This is a genomic window from Rhodobium orientis (assembly GCF_003258835.1).
Taxonomy (GTDB): domain Bacteria; phylum Pseudomonadota; class Alphaproteobacteria; order Rhizobiales; family Rhodobiaceae; genus Rhodobium; species Rhodobium orientis.
This window is the reverse complement of the sequence record NZ_NPEV01000004.1, coordinates 133,107-149,428: the sequence shown is the minus strand read 5'-3', so window position 1 is coordinate 149,428 and position 16,322 is coordinate 133,107. Positions and strand designations below refer to the sequence as shown.

The 16,322-nt window shown below is 63.9% G+C and carries 16 protein-coding genes and 1 tRNA gene; 9 read left to right on the top strand and 8 right to left on the bottom strand.

The annotated features are described in order from the left end of the window. From CH339_RS03700 to CH339_RS03675, 6 genes are all read right to left on the bottom strand, one after another. Positions 1–466: response regulator (locus CH339_RS03700; protein WP_210207368.1), on the bottom strand; the 466-nt coding region annotated here is incomplete at its 3' end. Positions 467–482: 16 nt separating this feature from the next. Then, on the bottom strand, positions 483–851 hold the full coding sequence (locus CH339_RS03695) for a response regulator (protein WP_111432933.1): 369 nt from the start codon (positions 849–851) through the stop codon (positions 483–485). A 104-nt stretch (positions 852–955) separates the two neighbouring features. Beyond that, on the bottom strand, positions 956–1,435 hold the full coding sequence (locus tag CH339_RS03690) for a chemotaxis protein CheW (protein WP_111432932.1): 480 nt from the start codon (positions 1,433–1,435) through the stop codon (positions 956–958). Further along, positions 1,432–4,224 (bottom strand): hybrid sensor histidine kinase/response regulator, encoded by a 2,793-nt coding sequence (locus tag CH339_RS03685; RefSeq protein ID WP_111432931.1) that lies wholly within the window; start codon positions 4,222–4,224, stop codon positions 1,432–1,434. The genes CH339_RS03690 and CH339_RS03685 overlap by 4 nt, the downstream gene beginning before the upstream one ends. Before the next feature lie 446 nt (positions 4,225–4,670). Further along, entirely contained in the window at positions 4,671–5,315 is a 645-nt protein-coding gene (gene chpT, locus CH339_RS03680) for a histidine phosphotransferase ChpT (protein ID WP_111432930.1), read from the bottom strand. A gap of 146 nt (positions 5,316–5,461) precedes the next feature. Next, entirely contained in the window at positions 5,462–5,965 is a 504-nt protein-coding gene (locus tag CH339_RS03675; RefSeq protein WP_146610107.1) for a YHS domain-containing (seleno)protein, read from the bottom strand. A gap of 124 nt (positions 5,966–6,089) precedes the next feature. Here CH339_RS03675 and CH339_RS03670 point away from each other — a divergent pair, with 124 nt between their 5' ends. The 7 genes from CH339_RS03670 (at position 6,090) to CH339_RS03640 (ending at position 12,755) form a co-directional block, all read left to right on the top strand. Continuing rightward, on the top strand, positions 6,090–6,662 hold the full coding sequence (locus CH339_RS03670) for a DUF1134 domain-containing protein (RefSeq protein ID WP_111432928.1): 573 nt from the start codon (positions 6,090–6,092) through the stop codon (positions 6,660–6,662). 276 nt (positions 6,663–6,938) lie between these two features. After that, positions 6,939–8,207, top strand: coding sequence for a coiled-coil domain-containing protein (locus CH339_RS03665; RefSeq protein ID WP_111432927.1), 1,269 nt, complete (start codon positions 6,939–6,941; stop codon positions 8,205–8,207). A 326-nt stretch (positions 8,208–8,533) separates the two neighbouring features. Continuing rightward, positions 8,534–10,429 carry a helicase HerA domain-containing protein gene (locus CH339_RS03660; protein WP_111432926.1) on the top strand — a complete coding sequence of 632 codons (1,896 nt, stop codon included), beginning with the start codon at positions 8,534–8,536 and terminating at the stop codon, positions 10,427–10,429. A gap of 121 nt (positions 10,430–10,550) precedes the next feature. After that, positions 10,551–11,402: a pentapeptide repeat-containing protein gene (locus CH339_RS03655; RefSeq protein ID WP_111432925.1), complete on the top strand. Its 852-nt coding sequence runs from the start codon at positions 10,551–10,553 to the stop codon at positions 11,400–11,402. Between the two features lie 177 nt (positions 11,403–11,579). After that, positions 11,580–11,981 carry a c-type cytochrome gene (locus CH339_RS03650; RefSeq protein ID WP_111432924.1) on the top strand — a complete coding sequence of 134 codons (402 nt, stop codon included), beginning with the start codon at positions 11,580–11,582 and terminating at the stop codon, positions 11,979–11,981. 227 nt (positions 11,982–12,208) lie between these two features. Further along, complete coding sequence (locus tag CH339_RS03645) at positions 12,209–12,472, top strand: BrnT family toxin (protein WP_111432923.1); 264 nt, start codon at positions 12,209–12,211, stop codon at positions 12,470–12,472. A 1-nt stretch (position 12,473) separates the two neighbouring features. Beyond that, the gene (locus CH339_RS03640) at positions 12,474–12,755 is read left to right on the top strand and encodes a BrnA antitoxin family protein (protein ID WP_111432922.1); all 282 of its coding nucleotides are present in this window, start codon (positions 12,474–12,476) and stop codon (positions 12,753–12,755) included. Between the two features lie 755 nt (positions 12,756–13,510). On the opposite strand, the gene CH339_RS03635 is transcribed toward CH339_RS03640, so the two are convergent. Beyond that, positions 13,511–13,586, bottom strand: a tRNA-Glu gene (locus CH339_RS03635). A gap of 286 nt (positions 13,587–13,872) precedes the next feature. After that, entirely contained in the window at positions 13,873–14,238 is a 366-nt protein-coding gene (locus CH339_RS03630) for a hypothetical protein (RefSeq protein ID WP_111432921.1), read from the bottom strand. Here CH339_RS03630 and CH339_RS03625 point away from each other — a divergent pair. Together CH339_RS03625 and rpoH are read left to right on the top strand one after the other, a co-directional pair. Then, a complete protein-coding gene (locus CH339_RS03625; RefSeq protein WP_111432920.1) occupies positions 14,237–15,268 on the top strand; it encodes an RluA family pseudouridine synthase in 1,032 nt (343 codons plus the stop codon). The two genes, CH339_RS03630 and CH339_RS03625, sit on opposite strands and share 2 nt — an antisense overlap. Before the next feature lie 151 nt (positions 15,269–15,419). Next, positions 15,420–16,319: an RNA polymerase sigma factor RpoH gene (gene rpoH, locus CH339_RS03620; protein WP_111432919.1), complete on the top strand. Its 900-nt coding sequence runs from the start codon at positions 15,420–15,422 to the stop codon at positions 16,317–16,319. Positions 16,320–16,322 lie beyond the last annotated feature (3 nt).

The following is a 16,322-nucleotide window of genomic DNA, read 5'->3' as shown; positions in this document are numbered from 1 at the left end:
CGGCGCGGCGGCGCCGGGCAGCGCCCAGATGCTTGACCTTGCGCAGGAGCTCCTGGCGGAACTCGACGGAGGTGGTGACGCCGGAATTCGTCTCCGGCTTGGCGAGGTAGTCCTGGGCGCCGAGTGACAGCGCCCGGATGCTGATCTCCGCGTTACGGCGGGTCAGCGTCGAGGCGATGATGACGATGAGGCCGGGCTTCTTGGCCAGCATCTTCGGCAGGGCCGTCAGGCCGTCCATTTCCGGCATCTCGATGTCGAGGATGACGACGTCGGGATCGGAGCGCTCCACATCTTCCACGGCGAGACGGCCGTTGCGATGGGAGGCGACGACGGCAATTTCGGGTTCTTCGTCGATCCAGCGTCCGATCAGGCCGCGCACGACGACGGAGTCGTCGACGACCATGACGCGAATTGGATCGGTGACCGGGCCGGATCTCGGCGGGGCCGCATTGACGGCAAAGCTCATAAGCGTTCTCCGGAGATCAGTCGATCAGGCCGACTTCATGAAATTTCGCAGCTACGATGTCCCGGTCGAACGGCTTCATGATGTATTCGTTGGCGCCGGCGCGGATCGCCCTGGCGATGTGGTCGATATCGTTTTCCGTGGTGCAGAAAACCACCGTCGGCCGTTCGCCCTCAGGCTCCGCGCGCAGCGTGTTGAGGAACTCCAACCCGTCCATCACCGGCATGTTCCAGTCCAGCAGGATCGCGTCCGGCATGCCCTCGCGGCAGATGTTGAGCGCCTTCTGGCCGTCTTCGGCTTCGGAAATCTCGAAATCCAGATCCTCCAGGATCCGGCGGGCAACCTTGCGGATGACGCTTGAGTCGTCGACGATGAGACAATGCTTCATCGATAGTTCTCCCTTGACCGTCAGCCGTCGTCGGGCTGCGGCACCACGTTGCTGGGTGACCGGGACGAAGCGACTCCGCCCCGCCGGTCGAAGGTAAGTCGACGTCAGGCCGCGATGGTCGCGGTCAGCGTTTCCAGAAGACGCGAGACGTCGAGAATGACCATCAGGCGGCCCTCCAGGCGATGGACGCCCTTGGAGACCGAGCCCCACCGCGGATCGAGATTGGTCGGGTTCGGCTCGCGTTCGGCCACCGGCAGGTTGAGGACCTCGCCGACCGTGTCGATGATCAGGCCGTAGGACTCGCCCTTGAACTCGATGCCGACGGCCATCGCCGAGGCACCTTCCTCGCGCGGCGGCAGGTTGAGGCGCCGGCGCATGTCGATGGCCGTGACGATCCGGCCGCGCAGGTTGAGGACGCCCGCGACCTCTGCCGGCGACAGCGGCACCCGCGTCATCCGGTCGGGCATGAAGACGTCGTGGACCTGCTCGATCGGCAGCCCGAAGAGCTGGTCGGCGATGACGACGGTCACGTACTGGATGGTCGAGGCGTTGCTGTTGGCAGCCTCGATGACTTCTACACTCATGCCGCAACTCCCAACTCGGTATTCGTGAGATCCTTCAGCGCGGAGATCAGCCCCGGCCGGTCAAACTTGGCGACGTAGTCGTCGAGGCCGGCAGCCCGGCCCTTGTCGATCGAGGCCGGCGTGCAGATGGCCGACACCGCGATCACCGGCAGGTCGCGCCAGCGCTCGTCGCCGCGCAGCGCCTCGGCGAAGGCGAAACCGTCCATGCCCGGCATCTCGATGTCGGTGACGATGACGTCGAAGCGGCGGCCCTTCTCCAGCAGCACCATGGCGTCGTCGGCGGATTCGCGCGTCGTGACGTTGAAGCCCGCGGCCTTGAGCACCGGCGACAGCATGTTGCGGAAGAACGAGGAGTCGTCGACATAGAGCAGTTCCTTGGCGACGATCTGCGTCTGCATCTCGTTGCGCTGGAACCAGTCCGGGAAGGCCAGCGGCAGGAAGTGGCCGACATCGACGATTTCCGTGGCGATGCCCTTGATCACCGCCGAACCGAGCAGGCCCGGCGTATCGGAACTGATCTCGATCTTGAGCTGGTCCTCGACGATGTCGACGATCTCGTCGACGACGAGGCCCATGGAACGGCCGTTGTCGGTGAACACCAGCATCGGCTGGGTGCCCTCGGTGCGCCGGTGCATCATGTCGCTGACATAGACCAGCGGCATCAGCGAGCCGCGATACTGCACCAGATCGCGGCCGTTGGCGGTCTCGATCTTGTTGACGTTGAATTCCTCCAGACGGGTGACCAGCGACAGCGGCACCGCCTTCGGCTCCGGCGAGCCGGCCCGGAACAGCAGCATCGACAGCGTCTCGATGCCCGCTGCGGCCTCCACGTCGGCGGCCGACTGCTGGCCCTCGGTGACCTCGCTGGAGATCTCCTGGGCGATGCCGTTCGGATCGATGATCATGATCACCGAGCCGTCGCCGAGGATGGTGTTGCCGGAGAACATGGTGATGTTGCGCAGCATCGAGGTCATCGGCTTGACGACGATTTCCTCGGTATGGAAGACGCCGTCGACGACAATGCCGAAGTTCTGGCTGCCGACCTGCATGACGACGATGAAGCCGTTGTCATCATGCGTCGCATCGGCCGCGAAGCCGGCCTTTTCCTGGCCGAGAAGCTGCGACATGTGGACCAGCGGCAGCAGCTTGTTGCGCAAGCGCAGGACCGGGGTCTCCTTGATCCGTTCGATGCGGTGCTCGGAGTTCTCGTGCACCCGCACCAGCTCGACGACGGAAAGCTGCGGAATGGCGAAGCGGTCGCCGGCGGCTTCCACGATCAGCGCCGAGACGATGGCCAGCGTCAGCGGGATCTTGATGATCACCGACGTGCCGGCACCGGCCGTCGACTTCAGGTCGATGGTGCCGCCGATCTGCTCGATGTTGGTGCGCACCACGTCCATGCCGACGCCGCGGCCGGAGACGTTGGTGACCTTGGCGGCGGTCGAGAAGCCGGCATGGAACAGATGCTTGAAGATCTGCGCCTCGGTCATCTTTTCGACCTCGGCCTCGGTGGCAAGGCCGTTGGCGAGGATCTTGGCGCAGATCCGATCCTTGTCGAGGCCGCGGCCGTCGTCGGCCACCTCGATGATGATGTGGCCGCCCTCGTGATAGGCCGACAACCGGATCTTGCCGATCGCCGACTTGCCGGCGGTCTGGCGGCCTTCCTTGGTCTCCAGGCCGTGGTCGGCCGAGTTGCGGACCATGTGGGTGAGCGGATCCTTGATCAGCTCCAGAACCTGGCGGTCGAGCTCGGTATCGGCGCCGACCATCTCAAGCTCGATCTGCTTGTCCAGTTCCTGGGCCAGATCGCGGACGATGCGCGGCAGCTTCTGCCAGGCGTTGCCGATCGGCTGCATGCGCGTCTTCATGACGCCCTCCTGCAGCTCGGCGGTGACGTTGGAGAGCCGCTGCAGCGGCACCTTGAATTCGGAATCTTCGTGCTGGCGGACGATCTCAAGGAGCTGGTTGCGGGTCAGCACCAGTTCGGAAACCATCGTCATCAGGTCTTCCAGCGTCTCCACATGGACGCGGATCGACTGGTTGGAGACGTTGTGCTTCTGGTCGCCCTTGGCCTCGTGGTCCTTGGCCTTTTCCGGCCTGGCCGCGGCCGGCTTCGGCGCGGCGGCAGCAGCGGGGGCGGCTACGGCAACGGGTGCAGCAACGGGTTCGGGGGCCGGTTCGGCGGCCGGCGCTTCCGGCGGCGCCTCGGCGACGGCCTCATCCTCGACCGGGACGATCTCAACGTCGGTCTCCTGGAACGCCCGCTCCAGCTCGTCGAGCGAAACCTCGCCCGGCCGCAGGTCGCGCTCCAGCGCCTGGACCACCAGCGGCGGGTCGTCGTCCGTGTCCGCGGCCCCGTCTTCGGCCGGCGCCCCGGCCGCGTCCGCTGACGGGTCCAGCACGGCATCGGCGCCGTGCTCGGCCATATGTTCGAGCTGGCTGATGAGATCGGCGTCCGATCCCTCCGGCTCCTGGCCTTCCATCTCTTCCAGCTCGCCGAGGATGTCCTTGATCCGGTCGATCGACGTCAGGATCAGGGAAACCGCAGCCCCGGTGACCGGCACGCCGTCACGGAACTTGCCCATGAGCGTCTCGGCCGCATGCGCCAGTGCCTCGAGTCTCGGCAGGCCGAGAAATCCGCAGGTGCCCTTGATCGTGTGCACGAGGCGGAAAATGTTATCGAGGATTTTCGCATCGTTCGGGTTCTGCTCGAACTTCACCAGTTCGACGTCAACGACGTCGAGGCTTTCGTTTGTTTCGGTCAAGAACTCGCGCAGAAGATCATCCATTACCTTGGTCCGCAATCGCTGTGGTCCGCTGGGAACGACATGCTCCAGCCCTTCACCCGCCGATTTTGGTGCGAAAGCGTTAAGAATGGCTGAAAGGCAAGGCGCAAAAAGCGCAATCGTTCCGACAGTTAAAGAAAGCCGGCCGCCTTGACGGGACAAAATGGTTCTTAAAGTTAGTACTTTTCACGTACAATACAGATTATACAGCCCGGAATGAAAGCATTGCCTTCAATATTGAAGGTTAACGACTTGGGTTGTAGGGCGCCGAAACAGACATCACCGGGTGTAGCAGGGTGGCACAGCAATTGTTCCGGAGAACGCGTTTCGGGACCGCCCGTCGGCGTACCGGCAGCCGCATCTGAGGAAAAAAACCATCGCGCGGCGCTCTTTCCGCCGCCGCCACGGCCCGCCGCGTCACAGAACCGCCGCCGGGGCGCCCGCCGGCGTCAGGCCGGCTGCGCCGTCAGAACGATCTCGCCCTCGGCGACGTCCCATGTGATCGCGGTCGCGCAGGCGCGCGCCAGCATCCCGGTATAGACCGGCTGGATCTCGTGCGCGGTAAGGCCGTCGGGCTCCACCTCACCGGACAGTTGCCCGCCGAGCGGCTCCGGCACACGCAGGCCCGTTCCCTTGATCAGGTAGCGGAAGACCGGGGCGTCGGCCGGCCCGGTGATGCTGAAGTCGATGGTGCCGCCGCGCGGGATCATGGAATTGGCGACGAGCAGGAGGTTGAGCAAGAGCTTGACCCGGTTCTTGGCCATCAGCACCCGTTCGCCGGTCCAGGTCAGTGTCGCCTTTTCGCCGGCCATATAGCCGTCGGCCACCTTCTGGGCATCGCCGATATCGACCTCCGCGCCGGCCGACCCGGCCGCGCCGAACGCGATGCGCGCGAACTGCAGCTTCGCCGAGGCCTGGACCGCGCTCTTGCGGATCAGGTCCATGGCGAATTCCTGCATCTCCTCCGCGCCGCCCTCGTCGAGCACTTCCAGCCCGTTGTTGATTGCGCCGACGGGACTGATGATGTCGTGGCAGACCCGGCTGCACAGGAGCGCGCCGAGATCGATCGCCGAGATGTCGTCTGACTGTGCCATGGTCGAGCCGCCTTTCGAGCCGTGGTCGAATCGCGGCCGCAGCCGCCCCGACAGGGATACACAGGCCGGCGATCACTGCCAACCCGGCAAGCGACGTCGATGCGCGGGACGGTTGCCGATGCGGGGAGGAAATTAGAAAGGCGTTGTTAGCGAACCAGCGTCTTTTCGATTGCCGGCCACTTCTTCTCGCCGGCTTTGACGAACTGCTCCGGATCCTTCATCCAGACCGTGCGGTTCACAGGCGAGCCGAAGAAATAGAGCCGGTTTTGGTGGATGGTCCAGATCAGCGGGCTCGCCTCGACGGTGTAGCCCATGGTCACGGAGAGCGCGCCGTAGCCGCCATAGCGCGGGGTGTAGACCTCCGGCGCAGCGCGGAACGCTTCCATATTGCCGCGATTGACGAAACGCCAGACGGCACCGTTGACGATGATCTCGTACTCCCGCTTGCCGACCCGCGGCTTGCGGTCTGCGAAATAGGCCACCGGATCGTAGCCGCCGAGCGCCAGGCCGGTCATCGGATCGGACAGCACCCGTTCGCCGAACGGGCTGAACGCCTCCTCCGCCCGCGCGCCACCGAAAACGGTCGCGCTCGCCGCCACCATCATCGCGGCGATGAGCATCGCCCGCCAATTGTTCGCCCGAATTGTCATCTAGGTCCCGTCACAGGATTGCGAATACGCCGATCCATATAGGGTCGCCGTGAGCGTTCCGTTAACACCCTTTCGGCATGATCGACGTTAAGCTTAACGTTTCGCTACTCCAGGAGACCGACTGATGCGTGCCCCGATCTTCGCCTCGGCCTTCGGCCTTGCCCTTGTCGCCCTTGCAGCCTTCATGCCGCCGGCCATGGCGCAAAGCAGCGACCAGAAATACTCCTCCTCCCAGCTCGTCGACGCCGGTCATCGCTTCTTCGGCGGCGTCACCGGCGGCCTTGCCGGCGTCCTTGAGGTCGCCGTCGAGCGCTACGGCCTGCCGAACGGCTACATTCTCGGCGAGGAGGCCTCCGGCGCCTTCGTCGGCGGCCTGCGCTACGGCGAAGGCGTCCTGCACACCCGCAATGCCGGCAGCCACAAGGTGTTCTGGCAGGGTCCCTCGGTCGGCTGGGATGTCGGCGGCGACGGCGACCGGGTCATGATGCTGGTCTACGACCTGCCCTCGGTCCAGGAGATCCACCGCCGCTATGTGGGCGTCAACGGCGCGGCCTATTTCGTCGCCGGCTTCGGCATGACGGTGCTGTCCAACAACGACATCACCCTGGTGCCGGTGCGCACCGGCGTCGGCGCCCGCCTCGGCGTCAACGTGGGCTACCTGAAATTTACCCCGACGCCGACCTGGAATCCGTTCTAGGGTCCGCAAGGCATTTCCGCATGTGCTGATGGACGTGGGACCCTGACGTAACCGGGCAACGCGCTGGAAGACTTGACGCGTTTTCTGTATGTTGCGGATAATCGGGGCCAAGCGGCAACATTGGTCGCCGGAATGGCGGGGCATCCGTCATTCCGGTGTCGTTTTGCAGGCCGACGTGCTAGAGCATCGGTCCAAACCGAAGCACGGCGCAACGGCTGAGGGGATTGGTTTGCGCCCGGGCATCTTTTGCATGCGACCAGTCGCGGGAGACTGAGCTTGATCGAGATCGCCATGTATATTGCGCTCGGCGCGCTCGGCGCAGGGCTCCTCGCCCTGATGATCGCGCCCGCGATCTGGAACCGGGCGGTGCACCTGACCCGGCGCCGGATCGAGGCGACCGTGCCGCTCGAAGTCGAGGAAATCCGCGCCGAGAAGGACCTCATGCGGGCCGATTTCGCGCTCGCCCTCCGGCGCATGGAAAAGAAGCTGGAAGCCGAAAAGCAGACCGCGGCCGAGCGCCGGGTGGAGATCGCCCGCCAGGCCGAAACGCTGCATGCCGCCAATACCGACCGCGACGCCAAGGCCGATGCCGTGTTCGAGCTGGAAGAGCGCGAGCGGGTGCTGCGCTCCGAGCTGCGCAGCCGCGAGGAGGAACTCGTCCGCACCGCCGCCCATCTGCGCGAGGCCGAACGCAAGCTCGTCGCCCGCAACAACGAGATCGCTATCCTGAAGGGCAGCGCGCCGCGCCCGGAAAGCTCCTTTGCCTTCCTGGAGACCAGCGCCGACGGTGACGACATCGACGCCACCCTGGAAGAGCTGGACGCCAAAAGCCTGCGCCGCGAGGTCAAGGCCTCCAAGCGCGAGTTCGACGCCGCGCAGGTGCGCATCTCGACGCTGAGCAGCGAACTCGACTCGACCAGAGCCGCCCTGGAGGCCGCCAAGAAGACCATCGCCGAACTGCGCGAGCAGAGCGAGGACGGCGAAGCGTTCTCCCGCATCAACGCCTATGCCCATTCCGAGAGCGCCGAACTGAAGCAGATGGAGACCCGCATCCTGGAGCTTGAGGCGCACCGGGTGCAGTCGGAGGCCGAGATCACCCGCCTCACCGTCGCCCTTGAGAATGCCGGCGCAAGCGGTGGCGACGGCGGCGACAGCCCCCGCGATGCGGCGCGCAGGAACCTGCAGGCCGCCAACGAAGCGCTCCGCGCCGAGGTCGCAACCCTCGTCGCCGAACGCGATCGGCTGCGCGGCGACGTCGCCCGCCTCACCGGCGAGCCGAGCGAATTCCCCGGCGGTCCGCTGACGCCGCCGGCCCTCCAGGCCGTGCCGTCCGTCGATGCCGACGACAATGGCGAGGCGGCCCTGCGCGACAAGATCAGCGAACTGACCGCCGATATCGCCAGCCTGACGGCCACCGGCGAGACGGGCGACACCCGGTTGGGCAAGATGATCGGCAGCGACGAGGGCGGTGACGACGAGACGACCCTGTTCTCGCGCATCCGCCGCAAGACCAAGTCGCGCAACAACGGCCGCAAGCTGCCCTAACGGGATCCCCGCGGCCGCCCCCGGCCGGCCCCTCCCCCTCGACGGTCATCTGCCGCGCTTTCCGCAACCTGAGAGCGTTGAAACCGCGTTTCGAAAACGGTGAAAATCCGCCCCCCGAAACGTTAACCGGCTCCCTCCGCGAAACATCAGCGATCCGGTTTTCCCCGCAATTTTATCCGCTTACACCGGAACGACGGCGCCGCGGTCCTTAACCTGTCGTTTGCCATCCTCGGAAAATCGCCGCCGTCCGATGCGGTAATCTTAGAACTTTAAAAAGCCAGCCGTGTTTAGGTGGCGCCAATTGGGGTTCTTATGAGCAGTGGGCGATGACACAACCTTCTCCGGTCACATTCACCCAGCGGGTGCAGCAGCCCGGTCCGGGCGCGCAGCCGGGTCAGCAGCCGTCACCGGAACGGCGCGAGCCGATCGGGACGATCGTTTCGGTTTCCGGATCGCGCGGCACGATCGCCCTGGAAGACCCCGTGGGCGAAGGCCCGATCCAGGGCAAGAACCGCATCTCCGTCGGCAAGCTCCTGAAGATCGACACCGACCGCGGCGAGGTCATCGGCGTCGTCGCCTCCATGTCGGCGGTCAGCGCACCTGAGAACGCCAACACCATCATCAAGCGCCTCGTCGAGGTCGATCTCGTCGGCGAAATCATCATCAACGGCAGCCAGCGGGCCCAGTTCAAGCGCGGCGTCAGCTCCTACCCGACCATCGGCGACGCCGTCTGCCACATCGACGCCAGCGAACTCGAAGCGACCTACGGGCGCGGCACCGCCTCCGGCATCTGCATCGGCACCCTGCAGCAGGACAACAGCGTGCGGGCCATCGTCGACGGCCACAATCTGCTGGCCAAGCACTTCGCCATCCTCGGCGCCACCGGCGTCGGCAAGTCCTGCGGCGTCGCGCTGGTCCTGCAGGAAGTACTGCAGAACGTCGGCGGCATGCGGATCTTCCTCATCGATCCGCACAACGAATACAGCAACTGCTTCGGCAACAACGCCGAAGTGATCAATCCGAACAACGTCAACCTGCCGTTCTGGCTGTTCAACTTCGAGGAGATCGTCGACGTCTTCTTCAAGGCCCGCCCGGGCGTCGAGGAAGAGATCGAGGTCCTGTCGGAGCTGATCCCGCTCGCCAAGAAGCGTTTCGCGGCCGGCCGCGCCAACCACACCAATTCCCTGCGCAAGGACGATCCGAGCATCAATTTCACGGCCGATACGCCGGTCCCCTATCGCATCTCCGACCTGATGGCGCTGCTCAATGCGCGCATCGGCAGCCTGGAGAACAAGTCGCACATCCAGAAATACCTGCGCCTGAAGACCCGCATCGAGACCATCGCGCTCGATCCGCGCTACGCCTTCATGTTCGGCAACCTGACCGTCGACGACCAGATGGCCAACGTGCTCGGCCGCCTGTTCCGCATTCCCACCAACGGCAAGCCGATGACGATCATGGAGGTCGCCGGCTTTCCGGCCGAAGTCGTCGACGCCCTTGTCTCCGTGCTCTGCCGCATGGCCTTCGATCTCGGCGTGTGGAGCGACGGCGGCGTGCCGATCCTCGTTGTCTGCGAGGAAGCCCACCGCTACGTCCCCGGCAACCCCAATGCCGGCTTCGGTCCGACCAAGCGGGCGATCTCGCGCATCGCCAAGGAAGGCCGCAAATACGGCGTCTTCCTCGGCGTCGTCAGCCAGCGGCCCTCCGAGCTCGACCCGACGATCCTGTCCCAGTGCAACACGCTGATCGCTATGCGCATGGCCAATGAGCGCGACCAGGCGATCGTCCGCTCGGCCATTGCCGACACCGCTTCCGGCCTGATCGAGTTCCTGCCCTCCCTTGGCGGGCGCGAGGCCGTGGCCTTCGGCGATGCGGTGGCGCTACCCATGCGCATGACCTTCTCCGAACTCTCGCCGGAGCGCATGCCGCACAGTTCCATGCACCTGAAGCAGGCACCGGCGATCGATCGCCCGGGTGCCGACGGCCGCGGCATGCTGGAAGGCATCGTCACCAAATGGCGCTCCGTCACCACCTTCACCCGCGGCGACGACCACGCCCAGACGGTGCAGGCAGCGGCCAACGCCATGGGCGATGTGCCCTCGACCAAGGGCGGCGTCTTGCGCAAGACCCCCGAGGAGCGCCCGCGCATCAACATCCGCAAGCCCGGATCGGAACAGCGCCTGATGGAAGACGGCGCCGGGCCGTCGATCCGCAAGTTCTGAGCGGATCGCACCGGCGGGGTGCCGCCGGACGGGTCGGTCGGAACGTCGCGGGCAGCCGGGGAAAGCTGGATTCCGGGCGCGGAAACCATAGATAACAATTGCCACGTCGCGGGAGCCAGCCATGCAGCATGTCTCATCGAAGTCCCGTCTCTGCGTCCTGGGGGCGAGCGCCATCCTTGTCGCCCTTGCCGCCGCCGCCGTTCCGGCAGGCGCCTTCGAGCCGAGCCCGGAGATGAAGGCGCGGATGGAGCAACTGGAAAAGACGGGTGCCTGTCCCGGCTGCGATTTCCGCGACCAGACGCTTCGCATCATGCGCATCGAGAATGCCGATCTGGCACGCGCCATCCTGCGCGACGCGGACATGAAGAATGCGGCCTTTCCCGGCGCCGACCTGTCCAGGGCCGACCTCAGGCGCGCCGGCGCCGAAGGGGCCGACTTTGCCGGCGCCCGCTTCGACCGGGCGGAAATGCGCGCCGTCGATCTGGAAAAGGCGACCCTTGCCAAGGCCTCGCTGCAGGGTGTCGACCTGCGCGATGCGGACCTGCGCAAGGTTGCCGCCGATGGCGCCGATTTCGGCGGTTCGGACCTGCGCAACGCGCTGATGTCCCGCTCCGACCTCACCGGCAGCCATTTCGCGGGCGCCAAGATGAGCGGCTGCCGGATGGAACGCTCGCGCATCATCGGCGCCGACTTCTCCGATGCCGAACTGGACCATGCCGACCTGGAACGGGTGGTTGCCCGCAATGCCGTCTTCCGCGGCACCGGCCTCGCCTATTCCAAGCTCAACCACAGCGACTTCGCGGGGGCAAGCTTCGCCGGCGCCGACCTTAGGAATGCGAGCCTGCGCAAGACGGACCTGTCCGGGGCCGACCTTTCCGGCGCCAGGGGGCTCACCCAGCGCCAGCTCGACATGGCCTGCGGCAGCGGCGCGACGAAGCTGCCCTACGGCCTTTCCATTCAGTCCTGCCAATAGGTTGGAAGGCCGCAGCCGGCCCAGATCCGTGGAACCCGGACGGGCCTGGCGCGTTCTGCATCGGCCAGACATTCACATGTTTGCGTTTGAGAATTGTCAGCCGGACGTGCTACCAAGTCGGCAGCCGTCGCTCGGCGACGACATCGACACATCGAATTTGTTCCGGAGGAGAATGATATGAAGAAACTGATTTTGGCCATCGCCCTGACCGTTGCAGCGACCGGCGCGGCGTCCGCTGCCGGCGACGCCGCAAAGGGCGAGAAGGTCTCCAAGAAGTGCATGGCCTGCCACACCTTCGACGAAGGCGGCAAGAACAAGGTCGGCCCGAACCTCTTCGGCGTTGTCGGACGCCCGATCGGCAGCCACGAAGGCTACAAGTACTCAAAGGACTACGTCGTTCTCGGCGAGGAAAAGGGCATGACCTGGACCGAAGAGAACATCGCCGCCTACCTGCCGGACCCGAAGGCCTTCATCCGCGACCAGTCCGGCGACCCCAAGGCCCGTTCCAAGATGACCTTCAAGCTGACGAAGGACGAGGACATCGCCGACATCATCGCCTATCTGGCGACCCTGAAGTAGGTTTTTCCGCCAGTTTTGCGGCGGCCACATTTGGGTCGCTGCGGCAAGAACAGAGCCGGGCCCTAGCGCCCGGCTTTTTTGTTGCCGGATTGACCGTGCGAGCGAACGGAGGTTTGCTTCTTCCCTGCGAAGGGGCCTGCTGCTCTTCCGGATTAAAAGTATCTTCTTTAATTGTTGAATGCGCAAATAAAAGACAATACATTAATTACATCGACAGAGGCGCACGGATGGCCGAATGGGACCGTGAAAAGAACCGCAGCAACCAGGCCAAGCACGGAGTCGCGTTTGAGGATTTCGAACGCTTCAATTGGGAATTCGCCGCCTGTTTCGACATTCAATGCGTCGACGGCGAGGAACGGGAGGTCTGGATCGGCCCGATTGACGACACGCTCCATGTGGCGGTCCTGACCATGCGCGACGATATCGAGCGCCTGATATCGCTCCGGCGTGCAACGAGCCGGGAAGTCGAACTATGGCGGCGGGAGTTCTGACATGACGAAAGCACCGAGAGTCCGCATCCCGACCGCAAAAGACGATGAAGATATCCGCCGCGGCATTGCCGCCGATCCGGATGCAGCCGAACTGCCGGCCGAAGCCAGGGTCCTGAAGCGGCGCCGCGGCCGGCCAACGGGCCGGACCAAGACCCAGGTCTCCATAAAGCTCGACGACGATGTCATCGCGGCCCTGAAGACGCCGGACGCAAAAGGCTGGCAAACCCGCGCCAACGCGACGCTGCGCAAAGGGCTTGGTTTGAAGCAGGAGAAAACGACGTAGCTGCCAAAGACCAGTCCGCACCCGATGTCTAGTAACCCAATTTACAATAGGGTCAGTGCAAAAAATTGCATTTCATCCAAAAACTCAGACGCAAAACAATTTTAAATTACTTTTCCTAGATCCATATCGAATAGCGATTTTCAATAGCTTAATGACTTCAATATTCGATCAGGAACTTCAAACGAGAGCTTTGAACCGCTATCGCGGCAAATCCAAATGTGTTACTATTACATATCTGAAATCGAATTCTCGAGTATGAACGATAGCGCTGCAATTATGGATTCAAACAATGTTGGATGTCCTTTTTATCGTTGTTGGTATAACGCTGCGCCTACCATTCGCGTTGATTGCGACGGCTACAGTCTTTCTCACATGGCCAATTGGAGCAAGCTTATTAATCGCGCTATGGCTATATTTCATATTAAAGACTCCATTTGTATTCATATATTGTTCATTCTGCGGCAAAATCGAAGAATGGGATGAATATTATAACGATATAAAGTCCTCATTTTCAGAAGTTATCCCACAAGCCTTCACCTATCCTTTTCAGGCTTCTAAGAGAATTTTTCAATGGCTAATCGTAGGAGGAGATCTATTCCCAGGAGATTAAATATATGTAGACCATAAACGTCCAGTTTTTTGGCAAGACAACCAGTGCCATAGAGACAAGCCGACGACACTTTGCTCCACACCTCCAAGACAGGTGAGGAGCAAAATTGAATTTCTACTGCATTTTCAATAAGATATTTTTGAGATGGCACTCCCAAGGGGACTCGAACCCCTGTTTCCGCCGTGAGAGGGCGGCGTCCTAGACCGCTAGACGATGGGAGCACTAGCGGCGCGCTTGGCGCGGCGAATTGCGGATATACCGCCGATGCTTTGCCGGTGCAAGGGGCCAAATGCGATCTGTCGCCGGTCGGAACGGCATTTTCCGGGTACCGAGGATCGATCCCGCAGGGATCGCAAGCGCACCCCGCACGTCAGGCGTTCCCGACTTGAGCTTTGGAGAGCGCGAGGCAGTCCCCGCCCAGCCTGCGCCGGTCCGTCGAGCCGCCCCTACGCGAGCCATCTAACCAGAGCTAACGGCGAAGCGGACCTGCCGTGAGTGACAGGAAAATCAATCCCGCGTGCCGGTCAGGGTCACGCGCCTCAGCACATCCGCCGTGTCGAGGTCGATGACCAGCACCTTCAGCCCCGCATCGGTACGGAAGGTCACCGCAAGATGCCGGCCGTCGAGGCTGGTGGAGACGATGTCGCCGGTAAGCGGATCCTCGACGAGCGCCTCGATATTGGCGGGGATGTCGCGCATCTCGGTGCTATCGGACTTGACCACCCGGTAGACGATGACGGAAAAGACGGCGATCAGGCCGAGCATCATGATCAGGCCGGAGACGAGCACCAGCCGGCGGAGCTTCTTCTGCAGCCGCTCCGTCGCCGGATCGAGAGGCGCCTCGTCCTCATCGTCAAATGCAGGATGGGTCATGGCGGATCAGCCCTTTGAAGATCCGGTGGAGATAATCGAGATCGCGGTCGAGGAGGCCGCAGCAGGAACGCGGCTCGACGCCTTCGTCGCGGCCAAGTCCGACCGCTGCAGCCGCTCCCGCTTCAAGGCGCTGATCAAGGAAGGCCAGGTCGCGATCGGCGGGCGGACGATAGTCGAGCCCAATTACCGGGTCAATGCGGGCGAGCGGGTGGCCGTCACCCTGCCGCCGCCCGAGGATCCGACGCCCGAGGCCGAGGCAATTCCGCTCGCTGTCGTCTACGAGGACGACGACCTCATCGTCATCGACAAGCCGCCCGGCCTCGTCGTCCATCCGGCCGCCGGCAACTGGACCGGCACCCTCGTCAACGCGCTCATTGCCCATTGCGGCGACGGTCTGTCCGGCATCGGCGGCGTGCGCCGGCCCGGCATCGTCCATCGGTTGGACAAGGACACGTCCGGGCTGATGGTCGTCGCCAAGACAGACGCCGCCCATCGCGGACTGTCGGAGCAGTTCGCCGACCATGGCCGCACGGGAAGCCTGGTACGCGCCTACCGGGCCCTCGTCTGGGGATGCCCCGCCCATATGGCCGGCACCGTCGATGCAGCCCTCGACCGATCCGCCGGCAACCGGATGAAGCGCGCCGTCGTCAAATTCGGCGGCAAGCACGCCGTCACTCACTGGCGGCGCCTCGCCCGCTTTCCGAACGATCCGGCCAAGGAGGCGCTTGCCTGCCTCCTCGAATGCCGGCTTGAGACCGGCCGCACCCACCAGATCCGCGTCCATATGGCCCATATCGGCCATCCGCTGATCGGCGACCGGGATTATGGCGCCGGCTTCGCCACCCGCGCCAACCGGCTGCCGGAGCCCGCCCGCGCGCGCGTTTCCGCCTTTCCGCGCCAGGCACTGCACGCCGGCGTCCTCGGCTTTCGCCATCCCGTCAGCGGCGAGGTGCTCTGCTTCGAAAGCCCGTTGCCGGCCGACTTCGTCGATCTCGTCGACGCGCTCGAGGCCTCGCTTGCATCCCATTGACGGGCCATTGACGGGCCGTTGACGTGTTTTTGCCAAAAATCGTCCTATATTGGACGAGGTCGGTGGCCACCCTGGTCGCAAATGACCTCGGCACCGATTCGAGCTGCCGAAGACCGGAGCTCGTGACAGTCTATCCAAGGGGTGCAGCACCATGGCCCAGAACACTCTCCCGGCAATCAGTGCGGGCGAAAACGGACTACAACGCTATCTCGACAAGATCCGGCGGTTCCCGATGTTGGAGCCGCAGGAAGAATACATGCTGGCAAAGCGCTACAGCGAGCATGAGGACCCCGATGCGGCGCACCGGCTGGTCTCCTCGCATCTGCGCCTCGTTGCCAAGATCGCCATGGGCTATCGCGGCTACGGCCTGCCGATCGGCGAGGTGATCTCCGAGGGCAATGTCGGCCTGATGCAGGCGGTCAAGCGGTTCGACCCGGAAAAGGGGTTTCGGCTGGCCACCTACGCCATGTGGTGGATCAAGGCCGCGATCCAGGAATACATCCTGCGCTCGTGGAGCCTCGTCAAGATGGGCACCACGGCGAACCAGAAGCGCCTGTTCTTCAATTTGCGCAAGGTCAAGGGCCAGATTCAGGCCCTCGACGAGGGCGACCTGCAGCCCGAGCAGGTTGCCGAGATCGCCCGGCGCCTCGGCGTCAGCGAGGAGGAGGTCATCTCCATGAACCGCCGCCTCGGCGGCGATGCCTCGCTCAACGCGCCGATCCGCCAGGAGGCCGACGGCGGCGAATGGCAGGACTGGCTGGTCGACGAGAGCGAGAGCCAGGAAAAGATGCTGGCCGACCAGGAAGAGCTCGACATGCGCCGGGCCATGCTGAAGGACGCCCTCGGCATCCTCAACGACCGCGAACGGCGCATCTTCGAGGCGCGGCGCCTCGCCGAGGACCCGATGACGCTGGAAGCGCTGTCGGAGGAGTTCGGCGTCAGCCGCGAGCGCGTCCGCCAGATCGAGGTCCGCGCCTTCGAAAAGGTGCAGAAGGTGATGCAGAAGCGGGCCGCCCAGATCGAGCAGCAACAGCAGCTCGCCGAGGCGTAAGAA

Excerpts from the sequence above, each read along its gene's own strand:
- CH339_RS03630 (WP_111432921.1), bottom strand. The coding sequence starts at position 14,238 with ATGACCCATCCTGCATTTGACGATGAGGACGAGGCGCCTCTCGATCCG.
- CH339_RS03645 (WP_111432923.1), top strand. The coding sequence starts at position 12,209 with ATGGCCGAATGGGACCGTGAAAAGAACCGCAGCAACCAGGCCAAGCAC.
- CH339_RS03685 (WP_111432931.1), bottom strand. The coding sequence starts at position 4,224 with ATGGATGATCTTCTGCGCGAGTTCTTGACCGAAACAAACGAAAGCCTC.
- CH339_RS03670 (WP_111432928.1), top strand. The coding sequence starts at position 6,090 with ATGCGTGCCCCGATCTTCGCCTCGGCCTTCGGCCTTGCCCTTGTCGCC.
- CH339_RS03650 (WP_111432924.1), top strand. The coding sequence starts at position 11,580 with ATGAAGAAACTGATTTTGGCCATCGCCCTGACCGTTGCAGCGACCGGC.
- CH339_RS03625 (WP_111432920.1), top strand. The coding sequence starts at position 14,237 with ATGGCGGATCAGCCCTTTGAAGATCCGGTGGAGATAATCGAGATCGCG.
- CH339_RS03660 (WP_111432926.1), top strand. The coding sequence starts at position 8,534 with ATGACACAACCTTCTCCGGTCACATTCACCCAGCGGGTGCAGCAGCCC.
- CH339_RS03640 (WP_111432922.1), top strand. The coding sequence starts at position 12,474 with ATGACGAAAGCACCGAGAGTCCGCATCCCGACCGCAAAAGACGATGAA.
- CH339_RS03695 (WP_111432933.1), bottom strand. The coding sequence starts at position 851 with ATGAAGCATTGTCTCATCGTCGACGACTCAAGCGTCATCCGCAAGGTT.
- rpoH (WP_111432919.1), top strand. The coding sequence starts at position 15,420 with ATGGCCCAGAACACTCTCCCGGCAATCAGTGCGGGCGAAAACGGACTA.
- CH339_RS03655 (WP_111432925.1), top strand. The coding sequence starts at position 10,551 with ATGCAGCATGTCTCATCGAAGTCCCGTCTCTGCGTCCTGGGGGCGAGC.
- CH339_RS03675 (WP_146610107.1), bottom strand. The coding sequence starts at position 5,965 with ATGACAATTCGGGCGAACAATTGGCGGGCGATGCTCATCGCCGCGATG.
- chpT (WP_111432930.1), bottom strand. The coding sequence starts at position 5,315 with ATGGCACAGTCAGACGACATCTCGGCGATCGATCTCGGCGCGCTCCTG.
- CH339_RS03690 (WP_111432932.1), bottom strand. The coding sequence starts at position 1,435 with ATGAGTGTAGAAGTCATCGAGGCTGCCAACAGCAACGCCTCGACCATC.